This window comes from Saccharomonospora amisosensis, assembly GCF_011761185.1.
Taxonomy (GTDB): domain Bacteria; phylum Actinomycetota; class Actinomycetes; order Mycobacteriales; family Pseudonocardiaceae; genus Saccharomonospora_A; species Saccharomonospora_A amisosensis.
Window position 1 is genome coordinate 1659834 of the sequence record NZ_JAAOYM010000001.1, and the last position, 25706, is coordinate 1685539.

The window sequence follows — 25706 nt, forward strand, 5'->3', positions numbered from 1 at the left end:
GGGCCCTCGGCGTGGTACTAGTGGGTCAGCACGATGAAGGGGTTCTCGGTTGCGCATCAGGCGGATCGTCACGACCAGGGAAGGCGGCGTCTCCAAGCCGCCGTTCGACTCGTTCAACCTCGGCGACCACGTCGGTGACGATCCCGGCGCCGTCGCCGCGAACCGGCGACGCCTCGCAGCCGAACTCGGGCTGTCCCAGCGGAATCTCGCCTGGATGGAGCAGGTCCACGGCCGCAAGGCGACGATCGTCGACGGTAGCGAGCAGGCCCCGGCCGAGGCGACCGACGCGCTCGTGACCGACCGTCCTGGCGTCGCCTTGGTAGCGCTGGTCGCCGACTGCGTGCCGGTGCTGCTCGGTGACCCGGTGGCCGGTGTGGTGGCCGCCGTGCACGCGGGCAGGGTGGGCGCCAGGGTCGGGGTGGTCCCGTCGGCGATCGAGGCGATGCGTTCGGTCGGCGCAGAGCCGCACCGGATGGAGGCGCTGCTCGGCCCCGCCGTCTGCGGTGCGTGCTACGAAGTGCCACAGGAAATGGTCGACGACGTGGAGGCGCACCTGCCCGGTAGCGCCTGCCGCAGCCGTAGCGGGACACCCGCACTTGACCTGCGTGCCGGCCTGTGGCGGCAGCTCGCCGACCTCGGGGTCGGCAGGATCGGCGTTGACCCGAGGTGCACTGTCGAGGACCCGACCCTGTTCAGCCACCGCAGGCAGCAGCCGACGGGCAGGCTGGCCGCGATCACGTGGTTCGAGGAGTGACGGTGCGGCGCGAGGCTGAACTCGCCGATGCGCTGGCCGCCGTCCGTGACCGCATCGCCAGGGCCTGCGCGGCGGCGAACCGGTCACCCGATGAGGTGCGATTGCTGGCCGTCACCAAGACCTTTCCCGCGTCCGACGCCGCGCTGCTCGCCGACCTCGGCGTCACCGACCTCGCAGAGAACCGCGACCAGGAGGCGGCCGCGAAGGCGCGTGAGGTGGCGCGGCTGCGCCCCGGCGCCGCGATCCGCTGGCACATGGTCGGGCGGTTGCAGCGCAACAAGGCTCGCTCCGTCGCGCGGTGGGCCCAGGAGGTGCAGTCGGTGGACTCACCGCGCCTGGTGGACGCGCTCGCGCGCGCGGTGAGGGCGGCACTGGACGCAGGCGAGGCGGACCAGCCCCTCGATGTGTTGCTCCAAGCCAGCCTTGACGACGATCCTGCGCGCGGTGGATGCCCGCTCGAAGAGCTTGATGAGCTCGCCGACCGCGTCACCCACAACAGTGAGATTCTGCACTTGCGCGGTCTCATGGCCGTCGCGCCGCTCGGCGCCGATCCGGCGCCCGCGTTCGAGCGGCTCGCGCATGCCGCTGAGCGTCTCCGTACCGACCACCCACAGGCCACGGAGCTGTCCGCGGGAATGAGCGCGGATCTCGAGGCCGCGATCGCGCATGGCTCGACCTGTGTGCGTGTCGGAACCGCGCTGCTCGGGCGTCGCGGTCTAGCCTCGCCGTAGAAAGGTTCACCACGAGGACTTTCGTCGGTGAGACCGAGCGTCAACGGTGGGGACCGCTATCGCGGAGGGCGAGGGAGTGGCATGAGCGCGCTGCAGAAGCTGAAGGCCTACTTCGGAATGGTCCCTGCCGACTACGACTACGACTACGACTACGACGACCGGCGCGGCTACTCCGACGACGACTACGACGGCTACGGCGAGCGGCCCTACAAGGAGACGCCGCCACGCAGGCCACGCCCGCGCTACCACGTCATGGACGAGTTCGACGACCCGGAGCCGCCGCCCGCGCGCACCCGTCGCCGGGTGGAGGCCTCCGAACCGCCCGTGCACGGCTCGCTGGCGGTCGATCGTCAGCCCGATCCGGTGGCCAGGCTGCGGCCGGCAGCCGAGCCCGCCCGGCAACCGGCGCGCGACCCGCTGAGCCGCATCATCACGCTGCACCCGACCAGCTACGTCGAGGCGCGGGAGATCGGCGAGGCCTACCGGGACGGCACCCCGGTGATCATCAATCTGACGGAGATGGCGAACGCCGACGCCAAGCGGCTCGTCGACTTCGCAGCGGGCCTGGCCTTCGCGCTGCGCGGATCGATGGACAAGGTCACCAACAAGGTGTTCTTGCTCTCACCCCCCGACGTGGATGTGACCGCGGAGGACCGCAGACGCATCGCCGAGGGCGGCTTGTTCCTACGGCACTGATCCCCCGTCCGGACGTGTGGCAGAGTGGAGCTGTGGAAGCGGTCCGCTTGATCCTGTATTGGCTGCTCTTCGCCTTCTGGCTGCTGCTGATGGCGCGCATCGTGGTGGAGCTCGTCAGAGCGTTCGCCCGCGACTGGCGTCCGGCGGGTGGAGTTGCGGTGACGCTCGAGACCATCTACACAGTGACCGACCCACCCGTTCGACTCGTCCGTCGGATTATTCCGATCATGCGGATCGGCGGCGTCGGGCTGGACCTATCGATTATGGTGCTGCTGTTGGTTGTGTTCATACTGATGCAACTGGCGTATCCCGGGTAACGGGGAATCGGGGATACGTCCGGCAGGCCATGGAGTGCGTGAGGTGATCTGATGTCGTTGACCCCTGCTGACGTGCATAACGTCGCGTTCAGCAAGCCTCCAATCGGCAAGCGGGGCTATAACGAGGACGAGGTGGACGCCTTCCTCGACCTGGTGGAGACCGAGCTTGCGCGGTTGATAGAGGACAATAACGAGCTGCGGCAGCAGGTCGAACAGCTCGATGCCGAGTTGGAATCGACTCGTAGCGAGCTGGAGTCCGCCAAGGCCGCGGGCGGTGCGCAGCAGCACATCCCTCGCGACGAGACGCCGTCGCGCAGGCTGGCGCCCGTGCCCCCGCCGACCTCGGCCATGGAGCAGACCCAGACCCACGGGTTCATGGGCGACAGTGGCGAGCCCAACGTGCAGGCCGCGAAGGTGCTGGGCCTGGCACAGGAGATGGCCGACCGGCTCACCGCCGAGGCCAAGACCGAGTCGGACAGCATGCTGGCCGAGGCGAGGACCAAGTCCGAGCAGTTGCTCTCCGATGCCAGGTCGAAGGCCGACTCCATGGTCAACGAGGCGCGCACCCGCGCGGAGACCATGCTCAACGACGCACGCACCAGGGCCGAGACGCTGGAGCGGCAGGCGCGCGAAAAGGCGACCAACATGGATCGCGAGGCGCAGCGCAAGTACACCGAGACGATGAACAACCTGAACACCGAGAAGAGCGCGCTCAACAAGAAGATCGAGGAGCTGCGCACGATCGAGCGCGAGTACCGCACCCGCCTGCGTGGGTTCCTCGAGTCACAGCTGCGCGAACTCGACGACAGGGGTTCCGCCGCGCCTGCCTCCGCCTCCTCCGGCTCCGGCCAGTCGAGCACGAGCGGCGGGAGCAGCACTGGCCAGGGCTACTCGTTCGGCCCCAGGGCCGAGGCAGGCTGAGGTCGGGCGCAGGCTGAGGCCGGTTGAGCCCTGTGTCCTCGGGTGGGCCGGTTGTCCGGTTGGTGTCACGCATCGATACGGTTCCGACACTCGCTGGAGGGTCGGAGCCGTTCCTGCTCGGTTTCGTGTTGTAATTCACCGTGCTCTACATCGTCCTCATCCTGGTACTGGCCGCGCTCGGCCTGGTGGTCACGGCACTCGTGACGGCCAACTCCCTCTGGGCGTGGATCTCGATCGGGTTGTCCGTGTTGGCGGGTGCGTTGCTGGTCTTCGACTGGTGGCGCAGGAGGTCGGCGGCAGGCACCAAACCAGGCTCGTCGGAGGCCACCGAAGCCGACGGTGAAGGCGGCGGCGAGCCCACCGCCTCGGAGACGGGTAGGGCGGAACCGGCCGCCGAATCGGCGGTGGCGTCGGGCCAGAACTCCGCGACCGATCCGAGCGCCACAACGACCGGCACGGCGCGGGCCCCACGCGCGGGCGCCGTGGAGGAGCGCGACGGCGATCCCGCCGAGGAGGAGACCGACGCCGCCGACCTGCTGGTGGTCTCCGAGCTGGACGCCGAGGTACTCGTCGTGGACGAACACCCGCGCTACCACCTCTCCGGATGCGACTGGTTGGAGGCAAGGGCCACCATCCCGATCGCCGTCAAGGAGGCCCGCGAGTTGGGCTTCACCCCGTGCGCGCTGTGCGGGCCGGACGCCACGCTCGCGTCCCGGCGCCGAGGCAAGCGCACCTTTCGCAAGTAGGACGGGTCCGGTCACGAACGGTTGCCCGCTACCCGTTAATCTGGACAGCACAAGGCGATGATCCGGCCATCACCGGGGAGCCTCCGGAAGAACGGGTGGAAACCTCAGTAGAACCGGACGGGAGCGGCCCGTCACAGCCGTCGAACGAGAGGTCCGCGCCTTGGGTGTGGGCAAGCGGGGTGGTACCGCGGAACGCGCGCGGAAGAGGCGCCGTGTCGTCCCCGTGTGGGCTCGCGCACGTGAGCCCGTGCGAGACAGCCGAACCGCGAGGAGCACACCGGATGTACCCCAAGGCTTCCTTCGGCGCGCAGCCCGCCGACCAGGTGCCCGCCCAGCCTTCGTTCCCGGCACTTGAGAAGGACGTGCTCGCCTACTGGGAGACCGACGGGACCTTCGCCGCCACCGTGGAGGCCCGCGAGCCGGGCACCAACGGAAGCAACGAGTACGTCTTCTACGACGGCCCACCCTTCGCCAACGGCCTGCCGCACTACGGGCACCTGCTGACCGGTTACGTCAAGGACATCGTGCCCCGCTACCAGACCATGCGCGGCAGGCGGGTCGAGCGTCGCTTCGGCTGGGACACCCATGGGCTTCCCGCCGAACTGGAGGCCGAGCGCCAGCTGGGGATCACCGACAAGTCGCAGATCGACGACATGGGTATCGCCGAGTTCAACCAGGCGTGCCGCGAATCGGTGCTGCGCTACACCGGCGAGTGGCGGGAGTACGTCACCCGGCAGGCCCGCTGGGTCGACTTCGACCACGACTACAAGACGCTCGACGTCACCTACATGGAGTCGGTGATCTGGGCGTTCAAGCAGCTGTGGGACAAGGGTCTGGTCTATGAGGGCTACCGGGTGCTGCCGTACTGCTGGCGCGACGAGACTCCGCTGTCCAACCACGAACTACGCATGGACGAGGACGTCTACGCGAGCAGGCAGGACCCCGCTGTCACCATCGGTTACCGCGTCGAGGGCAACGACAACGAACTCGACGGCGCCTACCTGCTGATCTGGACGACGACGCCGTGGACGGTGCCGTCGAACCTCGCCACCGCCGTGCACCCCGACGTCGACTACGTGCTGGTGGAGCGGGAGGGCTCACCGGGCGAACGGTTCCTGCTCGCTCAGGCCCGCCTGGCCGCCTACGCCAAGGAACTCGGCGAGCAACCCCGCGTGTTGCGCGACTACAAGGGAACCGACCTGCTCGGCACCCGGTACGCCCCGCCGTTCCCGTACTTCGTGGGCCACGAGAACGCCCACCGGGTCCTCGCCGCCGACTACGTCACCACCGACGACGGCACCGGCATCGTCCACATCGCGCCCGCCTACGGTGAGGAGGACAAGGCCGTCACCGACGCGGCAGGCATCACCCCGGTTACGCCGGTGGACTCCAAGGGCCGGTTCGACGCGCAGGTGCCCGACTACCAGGGCCAGAACGTCTTCGAAGCCAACGCCAACATCATCAGGGATCTGAAGAACGGCACCGGCTCGGCCGCGCGGCAGGGTGCGGTTCTGCTGCGTCACGAGACCTACGAGCACTCCTACCCGCACTGTTGGCGTTGCCGGAACCCGCTCATCTACCGGGCGGTGTCGTCGTGGTTCGTGGCGGTGACCGAGTTCAAGGACCGCATGGTCGAGCTGAACCAGCAGATCACCTGGTATCCCGAGCACGTCAAGGACGGCCAGTTCGGCAGGTGGTTGGAGAACGCGAGGGACTGGTCGATCTCGCGCAACCGCTACTGGGGCACGCCGATCCCGGTGTGGGTCAGCGACGACCCGAACTATCCGCGCGTCGACGTGTACGGGTCGCTGGACGAGTTGGAGCGCGACTTCGGGGTGCGGCCCACCGACCTGCACCGTCCGCACATCGACGAACTCACCCGACCCAACCCCGACGACCCGACGGGGAACTCGACCATGCGTCGCGTGCCCGACGTGCTGGACGTGTGGTTCGACTCCGGTTCGATGCCGTTCGCCCAGGTGCACTACCCGTTCTCCAACGCCGACTGGTTCGAGCACCACTACCCGGGTGACTTCATCGTCGAGTACATCGGTCAGACCCGCGGCTGGTTCTACACGCTGCACGTGCTGGCGACCGCGCTGTTCGACCGCCCGGCGTTTCGCACCTGCGTCTCACACGGCATCGTGCTTGGCTCCGACGGTCAGAAGATGTCGAAGTCGCTGCGCAACTACCCCGACGTCACGGAGGTGTTCGACCGTGACGGTTCCGACGCGATGCGCTGGTATCTCATGGCCAGCCCCATCCTGCGCGGTGGCAACCTGATCGTCACGGAGAAGGGCATCAGGGACGCGGTACGGCAAGCCGTACTCCCGTTGTGGAACTCTTACTACTTCCTGGCCCTTTACGCACGGGCGGAGGGCGTGGAGGGCCGGATACGCACCGACTCGGCGCACGTACTCGACCGCTACATCCTCGCCAAGACCCACGAGCTGGTCACCGATGTTGGAGCGGCCCTCGACAGCTACGACATCGCGGAGAGCTGCGCGCTGGTTCGCAACTTCCTCGAAGTGCTCACCAACTGGTACGTGCGCCGCTCGCGCGACCGGTTCTGGCAGGGTGAGCGGGACGCCATCGACACGCTGCACACGGTGCTGGAGGTCGTGTGCCGGACGGCGGCGCCGCTGCTGCCACTCACCACGGAAGCCGTGTGGCGCGGACTGACCGGAGGGCGTTCGGTGCACCTGACCGACTGGCCGCTGGTCGACGAGTTGCCCGCGGACGCCGCGCTCGTGACGGCCATGGACCGGGTGCGGCAGGTGTGCTCCTCGGCGCTGTCGCTGCGCAAGGCCAACAAGCTGCGGGTGCGCTTGCCGCTGGCCAAGCTGTTGGTGGCGGCCGAGGACGCGGAGACACTGCGTCCGTTCACCGACATCATCCGCGACGAGGTGAACGTCAAGTCGGTGGAGCTGACCACCGACGTCGCCGCACACGGGGGGTTCGAGGTCGCGGTGAACGCCAGGGCTGCCGGTCCCCGGCTCGGCAAGGACGTGCAGCGCGTGATCAAGGCCGTCAAGGCAGGCGAGTGGACAACGAGCGCGGAGGGCGCCGTCGTGGCCGCCGGTGTCGAGCTGCTGGAGGGCGAGTACGAGCGCAGGCTCGTGGCCAAGGACCACGGCGCGGCCGCCGAGTTGTCCGGCGGTTCGGGGCTCGTGCTGCTCGAAACCGAGGTGACAGCCGAGCTCGCGCGGGAGGGCCTTGCGCGTGACATGGTGCGGGTGGTGCAGCAGGCACGCAGGGATGCCTCGCTCGACATCGCCGATCGCATCGTGCTCACAGTGGACGCCCCTGACGACGTCGCCGAGGCCGTGCGCGCCCACGAGGCGTTCGTCGCGGGCGAGACCCTCGCCTCGGACGTCTCGTACGCCCCGGTCACGGACGGGTTCTCCGGCGCTGTCGGCGACGGCGTCAAGGTCACCGTCGCCGTGGCGAAACTGTAACGCCTGGCACCTCGGACACGGTTACCGCGTATGGACAGTCTGCGGTTCGCGGTGCGGGTCAAGCCCGGCGCCAAGCGGGACGCCGTCGGCGGCGTGTGGGACGGCGCACTCGGCGAGGCGCTCGTGGTGTCGGTGCGGGCTCGCGCCGTCGACGGGGCGGCCAACGATGCCTTGTGCCGGGTGCTCGCGGCCGTCCTCGCCGTGCGTCCCCGCGACGTGGTCGTGGTGAAGGGGCAGCGTTCGAGGGACAAGGTGGTCGAGGTGCGTGGCGCGCCGGAGGGGTCGCAAGCCCGGGTCGACACGCTCAGACACTCTATTGTGGATAGCTGAACGAGGCTGAGGCACGGGAGGTGACATGGGCGACCTGCCCGTGATCCTCGGTTCCGGCGCGCTCGTACTACTCGCCTCCGTCGTCGCGGTTCGGCTTTCGATCCGGCTGGGCCTGCCGTCGCTGCTGCTGTACCTCGGCATCGGCGTCCTCATCGGAGAGGCCGGTTTCGGCATCGAGTTCGACAACCCGGCGCTGACCCAGAGTCTCGGCCTGGCGGCACTGGTGATGATCCTCACCGAAGGTGGGATCACCACCCGGTGGTCCGATATCAAACCAGTGCTGGGGCCAGGAATCGCACTGTCCACAGTAGCTGTGGGGATCACCATAGGCGTCACCGGAGCGGCCCTGCATCTGCTGTTTCAACTGGAGTGGCGGACGGCGCTGCTGTGGGGTGCCGTGCTCGCCTCCACCGACGCGGCCGCGGTGTTCTCCGTGTTGCGCACAGCGGGCATCGGTAAGCGACTGTCCGGAATCCTCGAACTGGAGTCCGGCCTCAACGACGCACCCACCTACATCGCGGTGGTGCTGTTGGCCACCGGCAGCACCGTCGACTGGACAGTGCCGCTGCGGGTGCTCTACCAGCTACTGGCCGGAGCGCTGATCGGGCTGGCACTCGGCTGGCTCGGCGCGTGGGCGTTGCGCAGAGCCGCGCTGCCCGCCACGGGGCTCTATCCGCTGGCGGCCGTGGCGGTGTGCGTGGCAGCCTTCTCCTCCGCGCAGCTCGCGCTGGCTTCGGGTCTGCTCGCCACCTACGTCGCGGGCGTCGTGCTCGGCAACGCCCGGCTGCCACACCGTTCCGACACGCTTTCGTTCGCCGAAGGGCTGGGCTGGCTGGCCCAGATCGGCCTGTTCGTGCTGCTCGGGTTGTTCGCCTCACCCACCCGGCTGCTCGACGCCGTGGTGCCGGGCCTTGTCGCGGGAGCGCTGGTGCTGCTCGTGGCCAGGCCGGTTTCGGTGGTGCTTTCGGTGGCGGCGTTCCGAGTGCCCTGGCGGGAGCAGGTGTTCTTGTCGTGGGCCGGGCTGCGCGGTGCCGTGCCCATCGTGCTGGCCACCATTCCGCTGGCGGAGGGGATCGCGGGCGCGCAGCGGCTCGTCGACGCCGTTTTCGTGCTGGTGATCGTGTTCACCCTCGTGCAGGGCGCGTTGCTGACCCCGCTGGCGAAGCTGCTGCGGGTCGCCAAACCCTCCGAACCCAGGGAGATCGAGGTTGACGCCGCGCCGCTGGACGAACTGGAAGCGGTGCTGCTGCAGGTTCGCATCCAGCAGGGCTCGCGGCTGCACGGCGTGTACCTGGCCGAGTTGCGGTTGCCCACCGGTGCCGGGGTGAGCCTGGTGGTGCGAAGGGGCGCCGGATTCACCCCGCAGGACACCACCAGGTTGCAGGAGGGAGACCAACTGCTGGTGGTCACCACCGAACAGGCAAGGGCGGCCACCGAACGCAGGCTGCGGGCGGTCTCCCGTGCGGGCCCTATCGCGAAGTGGCGAGGCGAGTCGGGAGACTGACCCACCGCCAGGTGCTGCCTGCGGGGCCGGTGGCGCAGCAGTGGACAATGGAGCGGTGAGCACAGAGCAGCAGCCGGAACCCACTGCCGCGGCCGAACAGTCGCAGTCCGACCCGCCGAAACGGCGCGTCGTGCTGCTGGCCGTGGTGGCCGTGCTCGCCTACGCCGTCGACCTGATCACCAAGATCGTCGCGACGGCGACGCTGGAGGGTGAGCTGCCCGTTCGCATCCTCGGCGGCGCGGTCTACCTGCAACTCGTGCGCAATCCCTACGCAGCGTTCGGCATGGATTTCGGGGGCACCTGGATTCTCGCGGTCGTCGCCATCGCGGTTGCGGTGGCGATCATCTGGTTCGCCAGGCGACTGCGCTCGCCGGGCTGGGCAGTCGGGCTCGGTCTGATCCTTGCGGGTGCACTGGGCAACCTCACCGACCGCGTGTTCCGCGCGCCCGCGCTGTTGCAGGGGCACGTGGTCGACTTCATCTCCGTGTTCGCGCCCAACGGCGAACTCTTCCCGGTGTTCAACGCGGCGGACTCGGCCATTACCGTCGGTGCGGCCATTGTCGTGCTGCTCGCGGTGCTCGGCAGGGACTACGACGGCACGCGGGTGCGTAAGGCGCGGCACCCGGAGGAGCGTTCGTGAGCACACGGATGCTGCCCATACCGGAGGGGCTCGACGGTATGCGGGTGGACGCCGGGTTGGCCAGGCTGCTCGGGTTGTCCCGCACCGTGGTCGCCGACCTGGCCGAGTCGGGTGAGGTGCTGCTCGACGGCCGACCCGCCGCGAAGTCCGATCGGCTTGCCGCGGGTGGGTTGCTGGAGGTCCGGCTGCCGGAGCCGGAGCAGCCGGTGCGGGTGGTCGCCGAGCCCGTCGAAGGCATGCGTGTGCTCTACGACGACGAGGACATCGTGGTGGTGGACAAGCCTGTCGGGGTCGCGGTGCATCCCAGCCCCGGCTGGACCGGCCCGACAGTGGTGGGCGGGCTGGCCGCCGCGGGACTGCGTATCTCCACGTCGGGCGCCGCAGAGCGGCAGGGCGTCGTGCACCGCCTGGACGCGGGCACCACGGGCGTGATGGTGGTGGCCAAGAGCGAGCACGCCTACACGGTGCTGAAACGGGCGTTCAAGGAACGCACGGTGCTCAAGGGCTACCACGCGCTGGTGCAGGGGCATCCGGACCCGACCAAGGGCACCATCGACGCGCCCATCGACCGGCACCCGCGCCACGACTACAAGTTTGCCGTCGTGGCGGGTGGTAGGCCGTCGGTGACGCATTACGAGGTGATCGAGGCGTTCCGGGCAGCTTCGCTGGTGGACATCAAGTTGGAAACCGGGCGGACCCACCAGATCCGCGTGCATTTCGCGGCGCTGCGGCACCCGTGTGTCGGCGACCTGACCTACGGCGCCGACCCGGTGCTGGCCCGCAAGCTGGGGCTGACCCGGCAGTGGCTGCACGCCCGCACGCTGGGTTTCGCGCACCCCGCCGACGGCCGGTGGGTGGAGTTCACCAGCGAGTATCCCGCCGACCTCGCGGCCGCGCTCGACAAGTTGCGGGCGCAGACCTGACGCTAGGCCTCGATCGACCAGGTCAGCGAGCGTTCGTCGGGTTCGGGTCGGGGACTCCACCGCACCGACGTGATACGCAGACCCTCCGGCACCACGTACACGGTGTGGCCGCCGCTGGTCTCGCCGGGCCCTACGCCGATCTTGTGCGGCGGGCGCGACGTCAGCGACACCGGTGCCTTGGTGATCGCCTTGCCGTCCGCGGTGATCAGTTCGAGGTAGTTGTCCGGCAGCGACGCGAACGCGATCTTTCCCTCGTTGGTCACCTCGGTATGCACGACGATCGCCCGCTCGCCCTGCTCGAGCCGGTAGCCCGCGGCGCCGAACAGGAAGTCGGCGGGGTCTTGCACCTCCAACAGCTGGATCGCGAGTTGCTCACCTTCGAGACCCTGGGTGTGCAGCAGCTCGCCCGCGCGGCCGGCGCGAGTGGGTGGTGTCCCGCCGGGCGGGGCCGGTCGCTGGTCGCCGCGTGCCCACAGCGCACTCTGCGGTGGCCCCCATGTGCTCATGGCCGGATCCGGTGGCTGTGGGGACTGCTGCTGTGGGGACTGCTGCTGTGAGGGCTGCTGCTGTGGGAACTGCTGTTGCTGTGGCGGTGGGTGCTGTGGCGGCTGTGGGTGTGCCGGTTGCCCGGCCGGGTGGCCAGCGGAGACCCCAGGAGGTGCGTAAGGACCGCTCGGTGCCCCGTGCACCGGGTAGGCGCCACTGGGCATTCCTCGCACTTGGTAGGCGCCACTCGGTGTGCCGTGGACCGGATAGGCCCCGCTGTGGGTGCCATGGACCTGCCTGGGCTGGGCGTGGCTACCGGGGGCGGGCGAACTCGCCAGCGCCGCACGCAGCCCGTTGGGATCGCTTTCGACCCCAACCAGCAGCGGAAGCCCGGTAGCGGAGAGGTTCACCAGCCGGTAGGCGACTTCCCTGGGATCCATGCCCAGCCTCGCCGCGAGTTCGTGCACCGCGGCCTTGCCCACCTCGGCGAGCGCGGCGAGCAGGCGTGCGTCGACGGGATCAGTCACGGCCACGGCTCGAAGCGTAGTCGGACAGTAGGCTGTCGCCATGACCGCAGTCACCGCGTTGGCCGACGAGTTCATCGAGTTCTTGTTCGACGTCGATCCGCTGTGGCCTTCGGTGCTCGGTATGCGGCCCGCACGTACCGGCCTGGGTGACGTGAGCGAGGAAGCCGAGCGGGAACAGCGTGCCACGCTGGAGCGGTTCCTGGAGCGCGCGCGGGCGGTCGACCCGCGAGGGCAGCAGGAGCGCACCACGGTGGATGTGCTCGTGAGCCATGCGAAGGCGCGCCTCGACGAGATCGACACGCGACTCGTCGAGTTCACCGTCAGCGACCTCTTCATCGCCCCCGCGGCAGGCCTGCTCACCATGCTGCCCATGATCGGGATCAGCGACTCCGAACAGGGCAGGGCCCACCTTGAGCGGCTGGCCGCGATTCCGGAGTACCTCGACCGGATCGCCGACCGGCATCGGGCCGGAGTGGCGGCGGGGCGGTTGCCCGTCGAGCACCTCGTGCGGGCCGCGAGCGCCCATCTCGGCCGTTACCTCGCCGAACCGGCCGACGACCCGCTGCTGCGTCAACAACCGCCTGACGAGGAGTTCGCTCAGCGGCGCGCAGAGCTACTGCGCGAGGTGGTGCGTCCCGCCTTCGCGCGCTACCGCGACGTGCTCGACAACGAGATCGTGCAACACGGCAGGCCGCAGGAGCGGCCGGGGATGTGTCACCTGCCGGACGGCGATCGCGGCTACGCCGCGCTGGTTCGCGTCCATACCACCACGCAGCGCTCCCCGGAGGAGTTGCACGCCACCGGGCTGGAACTCATCGAGGCACTGGCGCAGGAGTACGCCGAGATCGGTGAACGGGTGTTCGGCACAAGTGAGCTGTCCGAGGTCTTCACCCGGCTGCGCACCGATCGCGCCCTGCGGTGGAACAGCGCGGAGGAGTTGCTGGAGACGGCGCGCTCGGCGATCGCGCGCGCCGAACAAGCCGCGCCACGTTGGTTCGGGCACATCCCGCCGCAACCGTGTGTCGTCGAGCCCGTCCCCGCCGCCGAGGCGCCCGGCGCGCCTGCCGCCTACTACCTGTGGCCGTCGGCGGACGGGTCGCGACCGGGGACCTACTTCGCGAACACCCACGAGGTCACGCAGCGGTTCCGGCACACGGCCGAGGTGACCGCCTTCCACGAGGCCGTGCCGGGCCACCATCTCCAGCTCAGCACCGCGCTGGGGCTGGCGGACCTGCCGTTGCTGCGCAGGGTCGGCAACTTCAACGCCTACGCCGAGGGCTGGGGGCTGTACTCCGAACGCCTTGCGCAGGAGATGGGCCTGTACTCCGACGACGTGGCGCTGCTCGGGATGCTGAGCATGGACTCGATGCGGGCGGGCAGGCTCGTGGTGGACACCGGACTGCACGCCAAAGGCTGGAGTCGACAGCAGGCCATCGACTTCCTCGACCGCAACACCCCCATGCCCAGTGTCGAGATCGTCGCGGAGGTGGACCGCTATATCGGCTACCCAGGGCAGGCCCTTTCCTACATGGTGGGCAGGTTGGAGATCCAACGGCTTCGGGCCGAAGCGGAGCGGGCGCTGGAGGAGCGGTTCGACATCCGCGCGTTCCACGACCTGGTGCTGGGTGGCGGCGCGTTGCCGCTGTCGGTGCTGGCCGACGTGGTGAGCGCCTGGGTCGGGGCTACCGCGCCGCGGTGAGCCGGGCCGACACCAGGATCGCCTCCGTGCTTCGGGCGCCTGGCCCCGCGTAGCCGGTCGCGGTGAGTAGTCGCAGGTCGGGGTGTTCGGTGTGGGCGCTTGCCCTCGCGAGTGCGGATTCGGTGGGCAGCCGCTCGACGCCGTAGACGGTGAAAACGGCGGTGCTGCCGTCTGCTCGTCCCACCGCGACCTCGTCGCCGGGGCGAAGTTCCACGAGCCGGAGAAACGCGGCGCGCTCGTAGGCGAAACGCACATGCCCGGTCAGCACGGACGCCCCCCGCTCTCCGGGTTCTGGTTTCCTCGAGCCAGCCGACGGCACCGGCGTGGCCGGGCACCTCGGTGACGCCGGAAGGGGTGCGGCCGAGTTCGATCACCGAGTCGGTGTCGAGTTCGATGGCGGGGATGCGCAGCCGCACCGGGGCCCCGGGCGGGAGCGGATCGTGTGCCGGTGGCGGTACTGCCGATGCCAGTGTCTCGGTGCCTGTGCCCGCTGCCCCGGAGCCGGGCTCGATGTCGGAAGGTTCGCCCATCGCGCCGGACCGTGCGAGTGTGACACCGGTGAGCACCGCAGCGAGGGTGATCGCGACTGCTGCCGCGGCCGCGCTGAGTCTTCCCACGTCGTCGGCGCGTCTGCCCGCGGTCATCGCCACCGGCCACCGCCCGGGTGGCACGTGGCGCGATCGGACGCCATGGCTTCCCCCTCCGAAACGGTCCCTCGATGCCTTCAGATCGCCTTCACCCGACCGTGCCGTTACCTCGAACCGGCTGACAAGGTTAAATGTCACCCAATTGGGTTATCCAGTCGTTATCGGGCACGGTCGACTGGGTATGGCCATTTCCGACCGATGCGAAAGGTACGAGGCGGTGAACGAAGCGGCGACGACTGGGGTTCTCGACGTGGGCTGCTTCAGTGCCCGCCTTACCGTGGTGCAGCATGGGGACACGCGACTGCGACCGGTACTGAGTCACAAGACCCGGCTACACCTCGACCGGGCTCTTGACCTGGCGGGACGCCTGCGCCCCGAAGGCATCGAGGCGATCGTCGCAGCCGTGCGTACGGCCAACCGGGTCGCCGCACGCCACGGCGTATCCGACATCTTCCCACTGGCCACCTCCTCGGTGCGCGACGCGCGCAACGCCGACGAAGTGGTCGAACGAGTGCACTCCGAGACCGGAACCCGCCTGGGATTCCTCAGCGGCACGCGGGAGGCGCAGCTTTCCTACGTGGCGGCCCGGCGCTGGTTCGGAGCGTCGGCCGGGCCGCTGGCCGTGGTCGACATCGGGGGAGGAACCGTCGAACTCGCCGCGGGACACGGCAGCGATGCCCAGTTCGCGCTGTCGCTCGGGTTGGGAGCTCGCGAGGTCACCAGGGCCTGGTTCGGCGCCGACACCGCGTCAGCGGCTGCGGTCGCACGACTGCGGGCACACGCGCTCAAGCGTGTCCGTGACGCGCTGGACGGCACCGAACACCAGTTGCGCGGCTACCGGACCGTCGGCAGCTCCAAGGTGCTGCGCCAGCTCGCGCGGCTGGCGGGTACGGCTCGCCGCGGCAGTCCCGAAGGCGAGTTGTGTGTCGAGGATCTCCGCGAATGGATTCCACGGTTGGCCGCCATGCCCGCCACCCGCCGCAGCGAGTTGCCGGGAATCTCGCGGCCGCGGGCCCGGCAGGCGCTCGCAGGCGCTGTTGTCGCAGAGGCGCTGCTCACGGTGTTCGGCGGTCGCGCCACGATCTGTCCCTGGTCGACAACTCAGGGACTGTTGCTGACCATGGTCGAGCAGCGCCAGCCCGAGCAACCCGGGCGAAGCCAATCCGTCGCGTGAGGCGGGCATGCCGGAGCTTCCCGATGTTGAGGGTTTCGGCCGCGTGCTCGCCGAGCACGCGTTGAGCGCCCCAGTTCGTGATGTCGAGGTGCTCGACGAGCAGGTGCTGCGCGATGTCCAGCCGCGACGGCTGCGCGACAGCGTGCGCGGGCACCGCTTCGGCAGGCCGTGGCGGCATGGCAAGTGGCTCGTCGTTCCCGTCCGTGACGAACAACCCTCGCTGTTGTTGCACTTCGGCATGACTGGGTCACTCGAGTGGGCACAGCCGCAGCAGCCCCGTCATCGCCACGACCGTGTGGTGTTCACCTTCCCGGACGGCGAACTGCGCTACCGCGACATGCGCAAGCTGACCGGCATGCGGCTGGCACGCGATGACACCGAGCGCAGGGCCGCACTGGCGGACCTTGGCCCTGACGCGGCGCAGGTGTCGCGAGCCGAACTCGCCGACGCGCTGAGCGGGGTGCGACGCAGGCTCAAACCGGCGCTTGTCGACCAATCCGTCGTCGCCGGACTGGGCAACCTGCTCGTGGACGAAATCCTGTGGCGGGCAAAGCTCAACCCGCGCAGGTCCACCGCGACCCTACGGCCCGCTGATGTGGCGCGGCTGCACGAGCGGATGACGACCGTGTTGAAGCAGTCGGTGCGGGAAGGCCGCGTGCCGCCACATCCTTCGTGGCTGACCGGCAGCAGGGACGAGCCCTCGGGTAGTTGCCCGCGGTGCGGCGCACCGTTGCGGCATGCCCGCATCGACGGCAGAAGCACGGTCTGGTGCCCCAACTGCCAGCCGGAATGAAGAGCAAACCACCACAATGTGGCGTGGAGGCCGGATATGCCAGCTGAGAGCGTGAATCCCCGAGAGCCCGATCCGGGCGGCCCGCCGGACTTTCCCCACCCCGGCGACCGCGATCTCGGATTCGACACCGACGAGGTACCCGAACCACCGAACAAGGACGAGGTGAGGCCCGACGACGATGTGAACCCCGAGGCAGGCACCGTCGAACCCCCGGACTGACCGCGGCGGCACTCGCCGAGACGCCCCCTCTTAGGCAGTGGTGTGTCGCAACGGGGTGGGTGGTGTCAGCGCCGTGCACGTCCCCTGCGGCGGGTGGGCCCGCGACCCGCAGGCTGGGCCGGCCGTTCCATCGGTTCCAGCTCCGGCAGCGGCAGCGTGGTCGGCTCCTCGCACACCGTCACGGGATTCCCGTAGTGCTTGATCGTGAACGGCTTACCACTCAGCAGCCGGTAGGTCGTCAGCTCGGGACGGATCTCCACGACGAAGCGGGAGTCGCGAAAGCACATCCGGAAGGCGATGCGGTCCAGTGCGGCGGGCAGTCGGGGTTGGAACGCCAGTTCACCGTCGTGGTCGCGCATCCCGCCGAACCCGGCGACCGTCGCCAGCCACGAGCCCGCCAGCGCCGCGATGTGCAGCCCGTTGCGGACGTTGTTGTGTAGATCGGCCAGGTCGGTTAGCGCGGCCTCGGCCAGGTAGTCGTAGGCGAGGTCGAGATGTCCGCATTCCGCCGCCAGCACGGCCTGCGTTCCCGCCGACAGCGATGAGTCACGCACGGTCAACCGCTCGTAGTAGCTGAAGTTGCGCTTCTTCTGTTCCAACGAGAACACGTCACCGCGCAGGTGCATGGCCAGCACGAGATCCGCCTGCTTGACCACCTGCTTGCGGTACAGGTCGAAGTACGGGTAGTGCAGCAGCAGCGGGTAATTGCGTGCGGGCGTGGCTGCGAAGTCCCACTTGGCGTGCTCGGTGAACCGCTCCGACTGCGGATGTACCTCCAGCATCTGGTCGTACGGAACGCGCATCTTGCGCGCGGCTTCACGCCAGCCGGCTGTCTCGATGTGGTCCACCCCGAACAACTCGGCGATGTCGGGATGCCGATCGCAGGAGTCGGCTGCCGCGCGCAGATTCCGTTGCGCCATCAGGTTCGTGTACACGTTGTTGTCGACGACGGCCGTGTACTCGTCCGGTCCCGTCACTCCGTCGATTCGGAAGCCGCCGTGCGGGTCGTGGTGCCCGAGCGAGATCCACAGGCGGGCCGTTTCCAGCAGCAGTTCAGTGCCGTACTGGCGCTCGAACTCGGTGTCATTGGTGGCGTTGAGGTACCGCACGAGTGCGTCGGCGATGTCGGCGTTGACGTGGAACGCGGCCGTACCCGCAGGCCAGTACGCCGAGCACTCCGCGCCGTCGATGGTTCGCCACGGGAACGCCGCGCCCCTGCGGCCGAGCTGGCGAGCCCTGTCCCTGGCCTTGTCCAGGGTGGAATGTCGCCAGCGCAGCGCGTCTCTGGCCGTGTCCGGCAGCGTGTAGGTGAGCACCTGGAGGACGAAACTCTCGGTGTCCCAGAAGGCATGCCCGTCGTAACCGGGACCGGTGAGGCCCTTGCTGGGGATCGCGCGACTTTCGCCGCGCGCCCCGGCCTGCAACACGTGGAACAGCGCGAACCGGATGGCCTGCTGCAACCCGGGATCACCGTCGAGTTCGATGTCAGCGGTGTCCCAGAACCGGTCCAGGAACTCCCGCTGCTCGGCGAGCATGCCGTCCCAGCCGGTCTGCAGCGCGCCGGCCAGCGCCGCGTCCACCTGGGCACGAAGCGCCGGGATGGAGCGCTGTGCCGACCAGCCGTACGCCAGGTACTTGGTGATCCGCAGCTTTCCGTTCGTGGGGACGTCGACGGCGATGGTCAGCCGTGCCAGGTTCTCCTCCACCTCGATGTCGGTGCGCAGGCCGTCGGTTGTCTCGATCTGGTGGTCCATCGCGGCGGCCATTCGCAACCCGGAACGCTTCGTGCGATGCACCAGCACCGCCCGGTAGTCCTCGGCCTTCGCGTACTCGCCCGCCAACGGTGACTCTAGCGCGGCGGCCACCCTCGGGTCCGCGGCGTCGGACTCGATCGGCTCGTTGGTGAGCATGTCCGATTGCGCGACCAACTGCACGTCTCCGTCGAGCGGCTCCACCTCGTATCTGATCGCGGCCACGGCCCGCTGGGTGAACGACACCAGCCGCTCTGTGCGCACTCGCACGCGTCGTCCTGTCGGTGAAGTCCAGTCCGTTTCGCGTCGTAGCGTGCCCGACCGGAAGTCCAGCACCCGATGGTGTGCGGTGGCGTGGCCGTAACGCATGTCCAGCGGCTCGTCCTCCACCAGCAATCGGATGATCTTGCCGTCGCTGACGTTCACGACGGTCTGCCCGGCCTCCGGGTAGCCGTACCCGGCTTCGGCGTAGGGCAGTTCGTGCTCCTCGTAGAAGCCGTTCAGGTAGGTGCCGGGAAGGCCGCGCGGTTCCGCCTCCTCCAACGTCCCCCGCATACCGATGTGTCCGTTGGACAGCGCGAAGGTCGACTCGGTCCGCTGGAGCTGCTCGACGGACAACCCCTGCCAGCGCAGCTCCCACGGTGCACACACATAGCCGCGCTCCACCTCGGTCAAGCGGGCACCTCCAGCAGTTCGGCGAGGTCGTCCACCACAATGTCGGCGCCGTCAGCGCGTAGCGCCTTGGCTTGGTCGGCGCGGTTGACACCGACCACGTAGCCGAACCCGCCGACCTTGCCCGCCCGCACACCTGCCCGTGCGTCCTCGAACACGGCGGCGTGTGCGGGCTCCACACCCAGCAGTTCGGCGCATGCCAGGAACGAATCCGGCGCGGGTTTGCCGCGTAGCTCCTGCTCCTTGATGGTGACACCATCAACGCGAGCCCGCACGAACCGGCTCAGTTTCGCCGCGTCGAGTACCGCGGCCGCGTTCGCCGACGACGTGACGACTCCGATGGCCACACCCGCGTCGTTGGCGGCCTCCAGATAGCGCACAGATCCCGGAAAGGGAGCGACGCCGTCGTCCCGCATCACCGCGAGGACACGTTGGTTCTTCCGGTTGCCGATGCCGTGCACTGTCGCAGCGTCGACCGAGTCATCCGGCCTGCCTTCCGGTAGCTCGATCCCGCGTGACGCCAGGAACGTCCGAACCCCGTCCAGCCGGGGCCTGCCGTCCACGTAGTTCGCATAGTCACGTTCGGTGAACGGATCATACGTTTCGTCATCGCGCTCCCTCAGAAACGTGTCGAAGGTGTCCTTCCACGCGCGCATGTGCAGCTCCGCGGTACTGGTCAGCACACCGTCGAGGTCGAAGAGGCAGGCGGTGATCGTGTCCGGCAACCCGATCATGCCTTTCACGCTAGTAGCGGTATCGGGGCACCGCCAGGTAGGAAAACTATATAGTTGAACAGATGATGAGGTAATACTCCGTGACGTCTGGAGGGTCGATGACCACCCTCGCGATGCATGCCAGCGACGGCCTGCTCAACGCGCCCGCGTCGTTGTTGTTCGGCGCCGTGGCCGTGCTCGGTCTCGCGGTCGCGACCGCAGGCGCGAGGCGGGACCTCGACGATCGGGTCGCCCCCATGGCCGGCCTCGTCGCGGCCTTCGTCTTCGCGACGCAGATGATCAACTTTCCGGTGCTTCCTGGTGTGAGCGGTCACCTGCTCGGTGGCGCGCTGGCGGCGATTCTCGTCGGTCCTTGGGTCGGCGCGCTGACGGTCAGCGTCGTCGTTGTGCTGCAGGCTCTGCTCTTCGCCGACGGCGGGTTGACCGCGCTCGGTGCCAACCTCACCAACATGGCGCTGCTTGCCACGATCGCGGGCTATCTGGTCGCGCTGGCTTCGCGCAGGCTGGTGCTGCGCTCGCGGTCCTGGCTGGTGGCCACGGCCTTTGTGGCGGCGATCGTCAGCACCGTGGCGGCTGCGGGCGGGTTCGTCATGGAATACGCCATCGGTGGGCAGGGTGCGGTGTCGATGACCGGATTCGCCACGGCGTTGCTCGGCGTGCACCTGCTCATCGGAATTGGTGAAGGCGTCATCACCGCGTTGACCGTAGGCGCGGTCGCGGCCGTGCGGCCCGACCTGGTGTACGCGTTCCGTACCCGCACCGCAGGGGCGGAGGTGGCCGCGTGAGGCCTGTCAGCAGGCGCGCCAGCATATGGTTCTTCGCCGGCTTTGCGGTGGTGGCATTGGTGCTCGCCGGGATCGCGTCGTATTTCGCCGATACCGACCCCGACGGCCTGGAGTCGGTTACCCAGCAGGGCTGCACACAGGTCGGTGACCGCCTCGAAGGCTCATGCCCGGCACAAGACGCCGCCGGTCACGCGCTCGCCGACTCGCCGCTGGCTGACTACACCGTCGGCGGTGATTCCGGGCTGGTCGGTGTCGCGGGTGTCGCAGGCGTGCTACTGACCCTTGCGGTAGCCAGTGCGTTGTTCTGGCTGCTTCGCCGCGGGCGCCGCCGTGGCGCCGCCGACGGGAAGCGAGGCCGGTGGTGACCTCTACCGCGTTGCACCGGCCAGGAACCTCGCCCGTGCACCGGCTGCCCGCACAGGTGAAGGTGGTGGCCGCCTTCACGGCAGTGCTGGCCGTCGTCGCGACGCCACGGGAAGCGTTCTGGGTCTTCGGTGCCGACCTGGCTGTATTGGTCGGGGTATGGGCGGTGGCCGGTGTGCCGGTGGGCTGGTTCGCACGCAGAGCGCTGATCGAGGTGCCGTTCGTCCTGCTCGCCGTTGTGCTTCCTTTCACGGGAAGCGGCCCGCGGACCGAGTTGCTCGGGCTGTCGGTTTCGGTGGATGGCGCCCTCGCGGGCTGGAACATACTGGCAAAGGGCACACTCGGGGTACTGGTATCACTCACCCTGGCCGCAACTACCCACCCCCACGACATCGTCGTGGGAATGCAGCGCCTACGTATGCCTCAGGTGGTGACCACCATCGCCAGCCTGATGTTGCGCTACATCGACGTCATCGTGGCTGAGGCGCGGAGAATGCACACCGCCCGCGTCTGTCGTGGTCACGACCCGCGGTTTCTGTGGCAGGTGGGCGCCGTGGCACGCGGCATCGGAGTGTTGTTCCTGCGTAGCTACGAGCGCGGCGAACGGGTCCATCTGGCGATGCTGGCTCGAGGCTGGACCGGTGCCATGCCTGCGCCCACTGCCACACCGGCAGGGACCGCCGGCTGGTTCACCGGGCTGAGCCCCGCTCTCCTCGTTGCCGTCTTGGCTGGGGTGGGACTGTGGACAACATGACGCCCGCTCTCGCCGTCAAGGACCTGGAATACCGCTATCCGGATGGCCACCGCGCATTGGCAGGTGTGAACTTGCGTGTCGAGGCGGGCGAGCGCGTTGCCGTACTCGGCCCGAACGGAGCAGGCAAGACGACCCTGGTCCTCCATCTGAACGGTGTACTTACCGGGAACCGCGGGCACGTGGAGGTGGCCGGGCTGCCCGTCGTGAAGCGCACCCTGAAGGAGATCCGTCGCCGCGTCGGCGTGGTGTTCCAGGATCCCGACGACCAGTTGTTCATGCAGACCGTTGCCGACGATGTAGCTTTCGGGCCACGCAACTTCGGCGTCGTGGAACCGGAGCTTTCCGGGCGTGTGCGTGCCGCGCTTGAATCGGTCGGTATGGCGGAGCAGGCTGGTCGCTCGCCGATGCACCTATCGGTTGGTCAACGCCGACGCGTCGCGCTTGCCACAGTGCTGGCAAGTGACCCGGACATCCTCGTACTCGACGAGCCGTCGGCCAATCTCGAACCGGTCGCGCGAAAGGAACTGGCCGAACTACTCATCACGCTGGGCCGCACGACACTCATGGTCACCCATGATCTGGCCTACGCCCTGCAGTTGTGCCCCCGGAGCGTGCTCATCGACAATGGCGCGGTGGTCGCCGACGGGCCCACCCGTGAATTGCTGGCCGACCGAGACCTACTCGCCGCCCATCGGCTCGAGTTGCCGTGGGGGTTCCGCCTGGACTGACCGAACGGAGCCGGGTGGTTCGGTCCCCCACACCAGGTCGGTAACGATGCGCACTGCCTCTGTCACCGCCTCGGCGACAGCAGGGCTCAGCCCGATGCCCACTGTCTTCGCCGGTTCACACCCGACGACGACCACCCGGCCGGCGTCGCTGCCGAGAAGATGCAGCAGCCTGATCGCAGCCTTCGGCTGGATACCGTGCGCGTCGAGCAGTGCGGGAAGCGCAGAGGACTGCTCATCCACCTCAGCCTCGATGACACAGAGCTGCCCCGGACTGCCGCCGCGCGGTGTCGCGTCGAGCAAGATCGTGGTGTCGTATCCACCTAGCATGTCGCAGTCCAGGCGGCCGCAACCGAGGCCGTGGTCGGCAAGCTGTACCCAACTCGGCAACGCAACGCCCGCGAGGCGCTGGACCACTTCCACGCCGAAGCCGTCGTCACCGAGCAGTACGTTGCCGACGCCAGCGACCAGAACTCGTGGCCTCATACCTCCCACGGTAAGACCGCTGCTGGTGGCGCACAACGCGCGACTCCCAAACTGTCATCTCGCTGTTCGCCGCTGGCGTCGCAACCGTGTCCGGCACCACGCCTGCGACCTACTTTACGGGTGAGTGCGGTCGGACGTGATGGATGAGTTCGTGCATCGTGTCGTCGGCCAGCCTGTAGTACACGACACGCCCTCTGCGGTGTGCGGTCACCAACCCGTGCGCGCGCAGCAACCGCAAAGCCTGCGACACCGCGGTGTCGGACATCCCGGCGGCCACGGCCAGGTCCGATACGCAGATCTCGCGTGCATAGTGAATGCAGACCAGCAGAGCCAGCCGGGAAGGATCGGCGATAACGGAGAACCGGTCAGCCCATTCGTGCACGGTCTCCCGGTCGCCGAGCCCCTTCAGGGCCGCTTCTACACGCTGGGGATCGATCAGGCGTCGTTGCGGGTCGGTGGACACACCGCCATGATCCCATCGGTCCATCCCATAGGCTCCACACCGGTCCGGTGACGGCTCGACGGGCCAGACGTCGCGCACCCCATCGACACTGGTCGGCCGCTTCCGGCCCGACTCCTGCCCAGCCGGGAGATCGAGCTGCCGGCGGGGAATCCGCCTAGGGTTGGCATGGCCATTGTCCCGCCGAATCGTATCTACGCTTTCCTCGAGCCTCGAGGAAACGGGCCCGGGCCTGACGTAGATCAACAATAGGGTCCGGATAGTCGAGTCGTGCGCGTTCACGGTCTCGGAGCTCCCATGGCATGTGCACCGCTGCACCGGGGACATCGGCGAGTTCGGGTACGTAACGCCTCACGTAGTCGCCATCCGGGTCATAACGTCGTGCTTGCAGCAGCGGGTTCAATACCCGGTTGGGTCTGCTGTCGGTGCCTGTACCAGCTACCCACTGCCAGTTGAGTTGATTGTTGGCCATATCCGCGTCCACGAGTAGGTCACGGAAATGCCGAGCTCCCCACCGCCAGTCCAGGTACAGCGTCTTCGTCAGGAAGCTCGCCACGATCAGCCGCGCACGGTTGTGCATCCATCCCTCCACGGACAGCTGGCGCATTCCCGCGTCGACGATCGGGAAACCCGTGCGCCCGTCGCGCCATGCCGCCATCTCGCGGTCGCAGGTGCGCCAGTGGCCACCGCGCGGGCGATAATCCTGGCTTGTCGCGCTGGGCCGAGCCGCGAGAACTTGATGGAAGAAGTCGCGCCAGGCCAATTGGCGGACGAACGCGTGTGCCCCCGCGGAGCTCCGTCCTGTTCGAGCAACCAGTTCCGTCGCGGACAACGAGCCGAAGTGTAGATGCGGGGACAAACGAGATGTCGCATCGTCGGCAACGGAGTCGTAGACGCGGTGATACACGCGCAGGGGACCGCTCAGCCAGGCATCCAGCTTCGCCCGCGCCGCCTGTTCACCGCCCGGAGGCAGGTTTGAAGAGGGCTGCCCTGTGCAGATCTCACTCGCCGAGGGAACGGTGCCAGGCTCGATGCGTGGCATTCGTAGGCGAGGTGGAGTGGAGGCCAGTGAGCGCATCGGCGCCTCGGACCACCGCCGGAAGTAAGGGGTGAACATCGCATAGTGATCGCGGGCGGCAGGAACCAGCAAGCCAGGGCTGACCACGTTGATCACTCCATCGTGGATCACCAAGGTTCGACCGTTGTCTCGGAGGCTGTTGCGCAGTGCGGTTTCCCTGCCTTTCGCGTAACTACTGACATCAGAGGAGATGTGCACCTCTTTTGCGGCATGCTCCTCGGCGAGTTGGGCGACTACTTCGGGGACATGGCCTCGCCGGATGACCAACCGGGCACCGAGCTCACGTAATCGGGCGTCCAGGTCGCGAAGGCAGTCGGCGAGAAAGCAGGCTCTATTAGGGCGGTTATAGTCGCTGCGGAGGATTGACTCATCCAACACGAAGAGCGGTATGACGCGCTGCGCCGATCTTGCGGCCGCACACAACATCGGATTGTCATGGACCCGCAGGTCACGGGTGAAGAGGCGATCGAAACACCCATGGCTCACAGCCCGGCCAGCAAATCGGTCTCGGTGACTCCAGGCCCCTGCCCTTCCCGGATGAACCACTCCGTACCGAAGGCGAATGCGAAAGCCTCGTCAGGCAGCGTCAGGAAGAAGGACTGCTCACCGATCTGGCTGGCGTGTGCACGCATCGCCTGCCGTTTCAATGCAAGGTAGGGCGTCACGTCAACAGCCGTCGTGATGACGGACTCGGGCTTCCCGAATTCCCGGTTCGGCTCCGGCACCTCGATGCCCGACGTAGCGGAACCCTCGGCGAACAAGCGCATGCCGCGCATCAGGTGATCTCGATTGATGGTGTTCTGGTAGACGCGCGGCGTGCCGGCCAGTGCCCCGGCTCGCAGACCGACGCGATGGACCTGGATATGGTCCGGATGCCCGTATCCACCGTTGTCGTCATAACAGGTCAGGGCGTCAGCCTGCTCCTCACGCAAAATAGCGGCGAGTCGCTCAGCTGCTGCCTCTACGGATGCGGTCCAGAACGAACCCGGCTCGTCGTTGTTCGGCTCGCCCATCATTCCCGAGTCGACATAGTCGAGGAACTCAACACGATCGGCTCCGAGGATTTCCGCTGATGCGTACGTTTCGGCAACACGTCGTTGTGACAGGGGTTCCCCTTCCAAGAGCAACCCGTCCGGAACCTCGCCATGCTCGCCGCGAGTCGCGACGACCAGGACAACACGATGCCCCTGTTCATGGGCCTTGCGCATGGTTCCGCCGCAGCCGATGCATTCGTCGTCCGGATGGGCGTGGAAGGTTACGAGAGTCGCCATGGCCACGAGAGTACGGGAGGAGGACCTCGGGCGAGGGCTTCGGTGACATGAACGGCCCGTTC

General features: G+C 68.1%; 27 protein-coding genes. 19 read left to right on the plus strand and 8 right to left on the minus strand.

The annotated features are described in order from the left end of the window. The first annotated feature begins 49 nt into the window (after positions 1-49). The 11 genes from pgeF to FHU38_RS08080 all read left to right on the plus strand — a co-directional run bounded on the left by pgeF (position 50) and on the right by FHU38_RS08080 (position 11020). Positions 50-754 (plus strand): peptidoglycan editing factor PgeF, encoded by a 705-nt coding sequence (gene pgeF / locus FHU38_RS08030; protein ID WP_167168363.1) that lies wholly within the window; start codon positions 50-52, stop codon positions 752-754. Positions 755-756: 2 nt separating this feature from the next. Further along, on the plus strand, positions 757-1485 hold the full coding sequence (locus FHU38_RS08035; RefSeq protein ID WP_390623250.1) for a YggS family pyridoxal phosphate-dependent enzyme: 729 nt from the start codon (positions 757-759) through the stop codon (positions 1483-1485). An 81-nt stretch (positions 1486-1566) separates the two neighbouring features. Continuing rightward, positions 1567-2181: a cell division protein SepF gene (locus tag FHU38_RS08040; RefSeq protein WP_167168369.1), complete on the plus strand. Its 615-nt coding sequence runs from the start codon at positions 1567-1569 to the stop codon at positions 2179-2181. Positions 2182-2213: 32 nt separating this feature from the next. Then, on the plus strand, positions 2214-2498 hold the full coding sequence (locus FHU38_RS08045) for a YggT family protein (protein WP_009155286.1): 285 nt from the start codon (positions 2214-2216) through the stop codon (positions 2496-2498). 51 nt (positions 2499-2549) lie between these two features. Further along, positions 2550-3419 (plus strand): DivIVA-like cell division protein Wag31, encoded by an 870-nt coding sequence (wag31, locus tag FHU38_RS08050; protein WP_167168372.1) that lies wholly within the window; start codon positions 2550-2552, stop codon positions 3417-3419. 140 nt (positions 3420-3559) lie between these two features. After that, positions 3560-4165 (plus strand): DUF2207 domain-containing protein, encoded by a 606-nt coding sequence (locus FHU38_RS08055; RefSeq protein ID WP_167168374.1) that lies wholly within the window; start codon positions 3560-3562, stop codon positions 4163-4165. 281 nt (positions 4166-4446) lie between these two features. Then, positions 4447-7623: an isoleucine--tRNA ligase gene (gene ileS / locus FHU38_RS08060; protein WP_167168377.1), complete on the plus strand. Its 3177-nt coding sequence runs from the start codon at positions 4447-4449 to the stop codon at positions 7621-7623. A 39-nt stretch (positions 7624-7662) separates the two neighbouring features. Beyond that, positions 7663-7953: a DUF167 domain-containing protein gene (locus FHU38_RS08065; protein WP_167175772.1), complete on the plus strand. Its 291-nt coding sequence runs from the start codon at positions 7663-7665 to the stop codon at positions 7951-7953. Positions 7954-7978: 25 nt separating this feature from the next. Next, on the plus strand, positions 7979-9457 hold the full coding sequence (locus tag FHU38_RS08070) for a potassium/proton antiporter (RefSeq protein WP_167168380.1): 1479 nt from the start codon (positions 7979-7981) through the stop codon (positions 9455-9457). 55 nt (positions 9458-9512) lie between these two features. Beyond that, positions 9513-10097, plus strand: coding sequence for a signal peptidase II (gene lspA, locus FHU38_RS08075; protein ID WP_167168383.1), 585 nt, complete (start codon positions 9513-9515; stop codon positions 10095-10097). Then, a complete protein-coding gene (locus FHU38_RS08080) occupies positions 10094-11020 on the plus strand; it encodes an RluA family pseudouridine synthase (RefSeq protein WP_313886693.1) in 927 nt (308 codons plus the stop codon). Before lspA ends, FHU38_RS08080 begins: the two co-directional genes overlap by 4 nt. A 2-nt stretch (positions 11021-11022) precedes the next feature. On the opposite strand, the gene FHU38_RS08085 is transcribed toward FHU38_RS08080, so the two are convergent. Beyond that, complete coding sequence (locus tag FHU38_RS08085; RefSeq protein WP_167168387.1) at positions 11023-12039, minus strand: AsnC family protein; 1017 nt, start codon at positions 12037-12039, stop codon at positions 11023-11025. Positions 12040-12073: 34 nt separating this feature from the next. Here FHU38_RS08085 and FHU38_RS08090 point away from each other — a divergent pair, with 34 nt between their 5' ends. Further along, positions 12074-13732 carry a DUF885 domain-containing protein gene (locus tag FHU38_RS08090; protein WP_167168391.1) on the plus strand — a complete coding sequence of 553 codons (1659 nt, stop codon included), beginning with the start codon at positions 12074-12076 and terminating at the stop codon, positions 13730-13732. On the opposite strand, the gene FHU38_RS08095 is transcribed toward FHU38_RS08090, so the two are convergent. Beyond that, entirely contained in the window at positions 13716-14000 is a 285-nt protein-coding gene (locus FHU38_RS08095) for a class F sortase (protein ID WP_167168394.1), read from the minus strand. The genes FHU38_RS08090 and FHU38_RS08095 overlap by 17 nt on opposite strands. A 596-nt stretch (positions 14001-14596) precedes the next feature. On the opposite strand from FHU38_RS08095, the gene FHU38_RS08100 reads away from it, so the two are divergent. Genes FHU38_RS08100 through FHU38_RS08110 form a run of 3 tightly spaced genes read left to right on the plus strand, consistent with a single transcriptional unit; the run spans position 14597 to position 16565 of the window. Continuing rightward, a complete protein-coding gene (locus FHU38_RS08100) occupies positions 14597-15553 on the plus strand; it encodes a Ppx/GppA phosphatase family protein (protein ID WP_313886694.1) in 957 nt (318 codons plus the stop codon). Positions 15554-15560: 7 nt separating this feature from the next. Then, the gene (locus tag FHU38_RS08105) at positions 15561-16346 is read left to right on the plus strand and encodes an Fpg/Nei family DNA glycosylase (protein ID WP_167168400.1); all 786 of its coding nucleotides are present in this window, start codon (positions 15561-15563) and stop codon (positions 16344-16346) included. Between the two features lie 36 nt (positions 16347-16382). Beyond that, complete coding sequence (locus FHU38_RS08110) at positions 16383-16565, plus strand: hypothetical protein (RefSeq protein WP_167168403.1); 183 nt, start codon at positions 16383-16385, stop codon at positions 16563-16565. Between the two features lie 65 nt (positions 16566-16630). On the opposite strand, the gene FHU38_RS08115 is transcribed toward FHU38_RS08110, so the two are convergent. Both FHU38_RS08115 and FHU38_RS08120 read right to left on the minus strand, forming a co-directional pair. Next, a complete protein-coding gene (locus FHU38_RS08115; RefSeq protein WP_167168406.1) occupies positions 16631-18991 on the minus strand; it encodes a glycoside hydrolase family 65 protein in 2361 nt (786 codons plus the stop codon). Beyond that, entirely contained in the window at positions 18988-19722 is a 735-nt protein-coding gene (locus tag FHU38_RS08120) for a beta-phosphoglucomutase family hydrolase (RefSeq protein WP_167168409.1), read from the minus strand. Before FHU38_RS08120 ends, FHU38_RS08115 begins: the two co-directional genes overlap by 4 nt. Positions 19723-19820: 98 nt before the next feature. On the opposite strand from FHU38_RS08120, the gene FHU38_RS08125 reads away from it, so the two are divergent. From FHU38_RS08125 to FHU38_RS08140, 4 genes are read left to right on the plus strand one after another with little or no spacing between them, the layout of a single operon-like run. Beyond that, on the plus strand, positions 19821-20507 hold the full coding sequence (locus tag FHU38_RS08125) for an energy-coupling factor ABC transporter permease (protein ID WP_208415595.1): 687 nt from the start codon (positions 19821-19823) through the stop codon (positions 20505-20507). Continuing rightward, positions 20504-20872, plus strand: coding sequence for a PDGLE domain-containing protein (locus tag FHU38_RS08130; RefSeq protein ID WP_313886695.1), 369 nt, complete (start codon positions 20504-20506; stop codon positions 20870-20872). The genes FHU38_RS08125 and FHU38_RS08130 overlap by 4 nt, the downstream gene beginning before the upstream one ends. After that, positions 20869-21624 carry a cobalt ECF transporter T component CbiQ gene (cbiQ, locus tag FHU38_RS08135; protein WP_167175784.1) on the plus strand — a complete coding sequence of 252 codons (756 nt, stop codon included), beginning with the start codon at positions 20869-20871 and terminating at the stop codon, positions 21622-21624. The genes FHU38_RS08130 and cbiQ overlap by 4 nt, the downstream gene beginning before the upstream one ends. Continuing rightward, on the plus strand, positions 21621-22352 hold the full coding sequence (locus tag FHU38_RS08140; protein WP_167168412.1) for an energy-coupling factor ABC transporter ATP-binding protein: 732 nt from the start codon (positions 21621-21623) through the stop codon (positions 22350-22352). Before cbiQ ends, FHU38_RS08140 begins: the two co-directional genes overlap by 4 nt. On the opposite strand, the gene FHU38_RS08145 is transcribed toward FHU38_RS08140, so the two are convergent. From FHU38_RS08145 to FHU38_RS08160, 4 genes are all read right to left on the minus strand, one after another. After that, the gene (locus FHU38_RS08145; protein WP_167168416.1) at positions 22302-22835 is read right to left on the minus strand and encodes a hydrogenase maturation protease; all 534 of its coding nucleotides are present in this window, start codon (positions 22833-22835) and stop codon (positions 22302-22304) included. The genes FHU38_RS08140 and FHU38_RS08145 overlap by 51 nt on opposite strands. A gap of 109 nt (positions 22836-22944) precedes the next feature. After that, positions 22945-23298, minus strand: coding sequence for an ArsR/SmtB family transcription factor (locus FHU38_RS08150; RefSeq protein WP_167168420.1), 354 nt, complete (start codon positions 23296-23298; stop codon positions 22945-22947). 154 nt (positions 23299-23452) lie between these two features. Further along, the gene (locus FHU38_RS08155) at positions 23453-24859 is read right to left on the minus strand and encodes a cryptochrome/photolyase family protein (protein WP_313886696.1); all 1407 of its coding nucleotides are present in this window, start codon (positions 24857-24859) and stop codon (positions 23453-23455) included. After that, positions 24856-25644 (minus strand): PIG-L family deacetylase, encoded by a 789-nt coding sequence (locus FHU38_RS08160; RefSeq protein WP_167168423.1) that lies wholly within the window; start codon positions 25642-25644, stop codon positions 24856-24858. Before FHU38_RS08160 ends, FHU38_RS08155 begins: the two co-directional genes overlap by 4 nt. Between the last annotated feature and the right edge of the window lie 62 nt (positions 25645-25706).

Bases quoted from the DNA above. Each gene is read 5' to 3' on its own strand.
- FHU38_RS08040 (WP_167168369.1), top strand. From the start codon at position 1,567: ATGAGCGCGCTGCAGAAGCTGAAGGCCTACTTCGGAATGGTCCCTGCC.
- wag31 (WP_167168372.1), top strand. From the start codon at position 2,550: ATGTCGTTGACCCCTGCTGACGTGCATAACGTCGCGTTCAGCAAGCCT.
- ileS (WP_167168377.1), top strand. From the start codon at position 4,447: ATGTACCCCAAGGCTTCCTTCGGCGCGCAGCCCGCCGACCAGGTGCCC.
- FHU38_RS08070 (WP_167168380.1), top strand. From the start codon at position 7,979: ATGGGCGACCTGCCCGTGATCCTCGGTTCCGGCGCGCTCGTACTACTC.
- FHU38_RS08090 (WP_167168391.1), top strand. From the start codon at position 12,074: ATGACCGCAGTCACCGCGTTGGCCGACGAGTTCATCGAGTTCTTGTTC.
- FHU38_RS08105 (WP_167168400.1), top strand. From the start codon at position 15,561: ATGCCGGAGCTTCCCGATGTTGAGGGTTTCGGCCGCGTGCTCGCCGAG.
- FHU38_RS08110 (WP_167168403.1), top strand. From the start codon at position 16,383: ATGCCAGCTGAGAGCGTGAATCCCCGAGAGCCCGATCCGGGCGGCCCG.
- FHU38_RS08120 (WP_167168409.1), bottom strand. From the start codon at position 19,722: ATGATCGGGTTGCCGGACACGATCACCGCCTGCCTCTTCGACCTCGAC.
- FHU38_RS08125 (WP_208415595.1), top strand. From the start codon at position 19,821: ATGACCACCCTCGCGATGCATGCCAGCGACGGCCTGCTCAACGCGCCC.
- FHU38_RS08140 (WP_167168412.1), top strand. From the start codon at position 21,621: ATGACGCCCGCTCTCGCCGTCAAGGACCTGGAATACCGCTATCCGGAT.
- FHU38_RS08145 (WP_167168416.1), bottom strand. From the start codon at position 22,835: ATGAGGCCACGAGTTCTGGTCGCTGGCGTCGGCAACGTACTGCTCGGT.
- FHU38_RS08160 (WP_167168423.1), bottom strand. From the start codon at position 25,644: ATGGCGACTCTCGTAACCTTCCACGCCCATCCGGACGACGAATGCATC.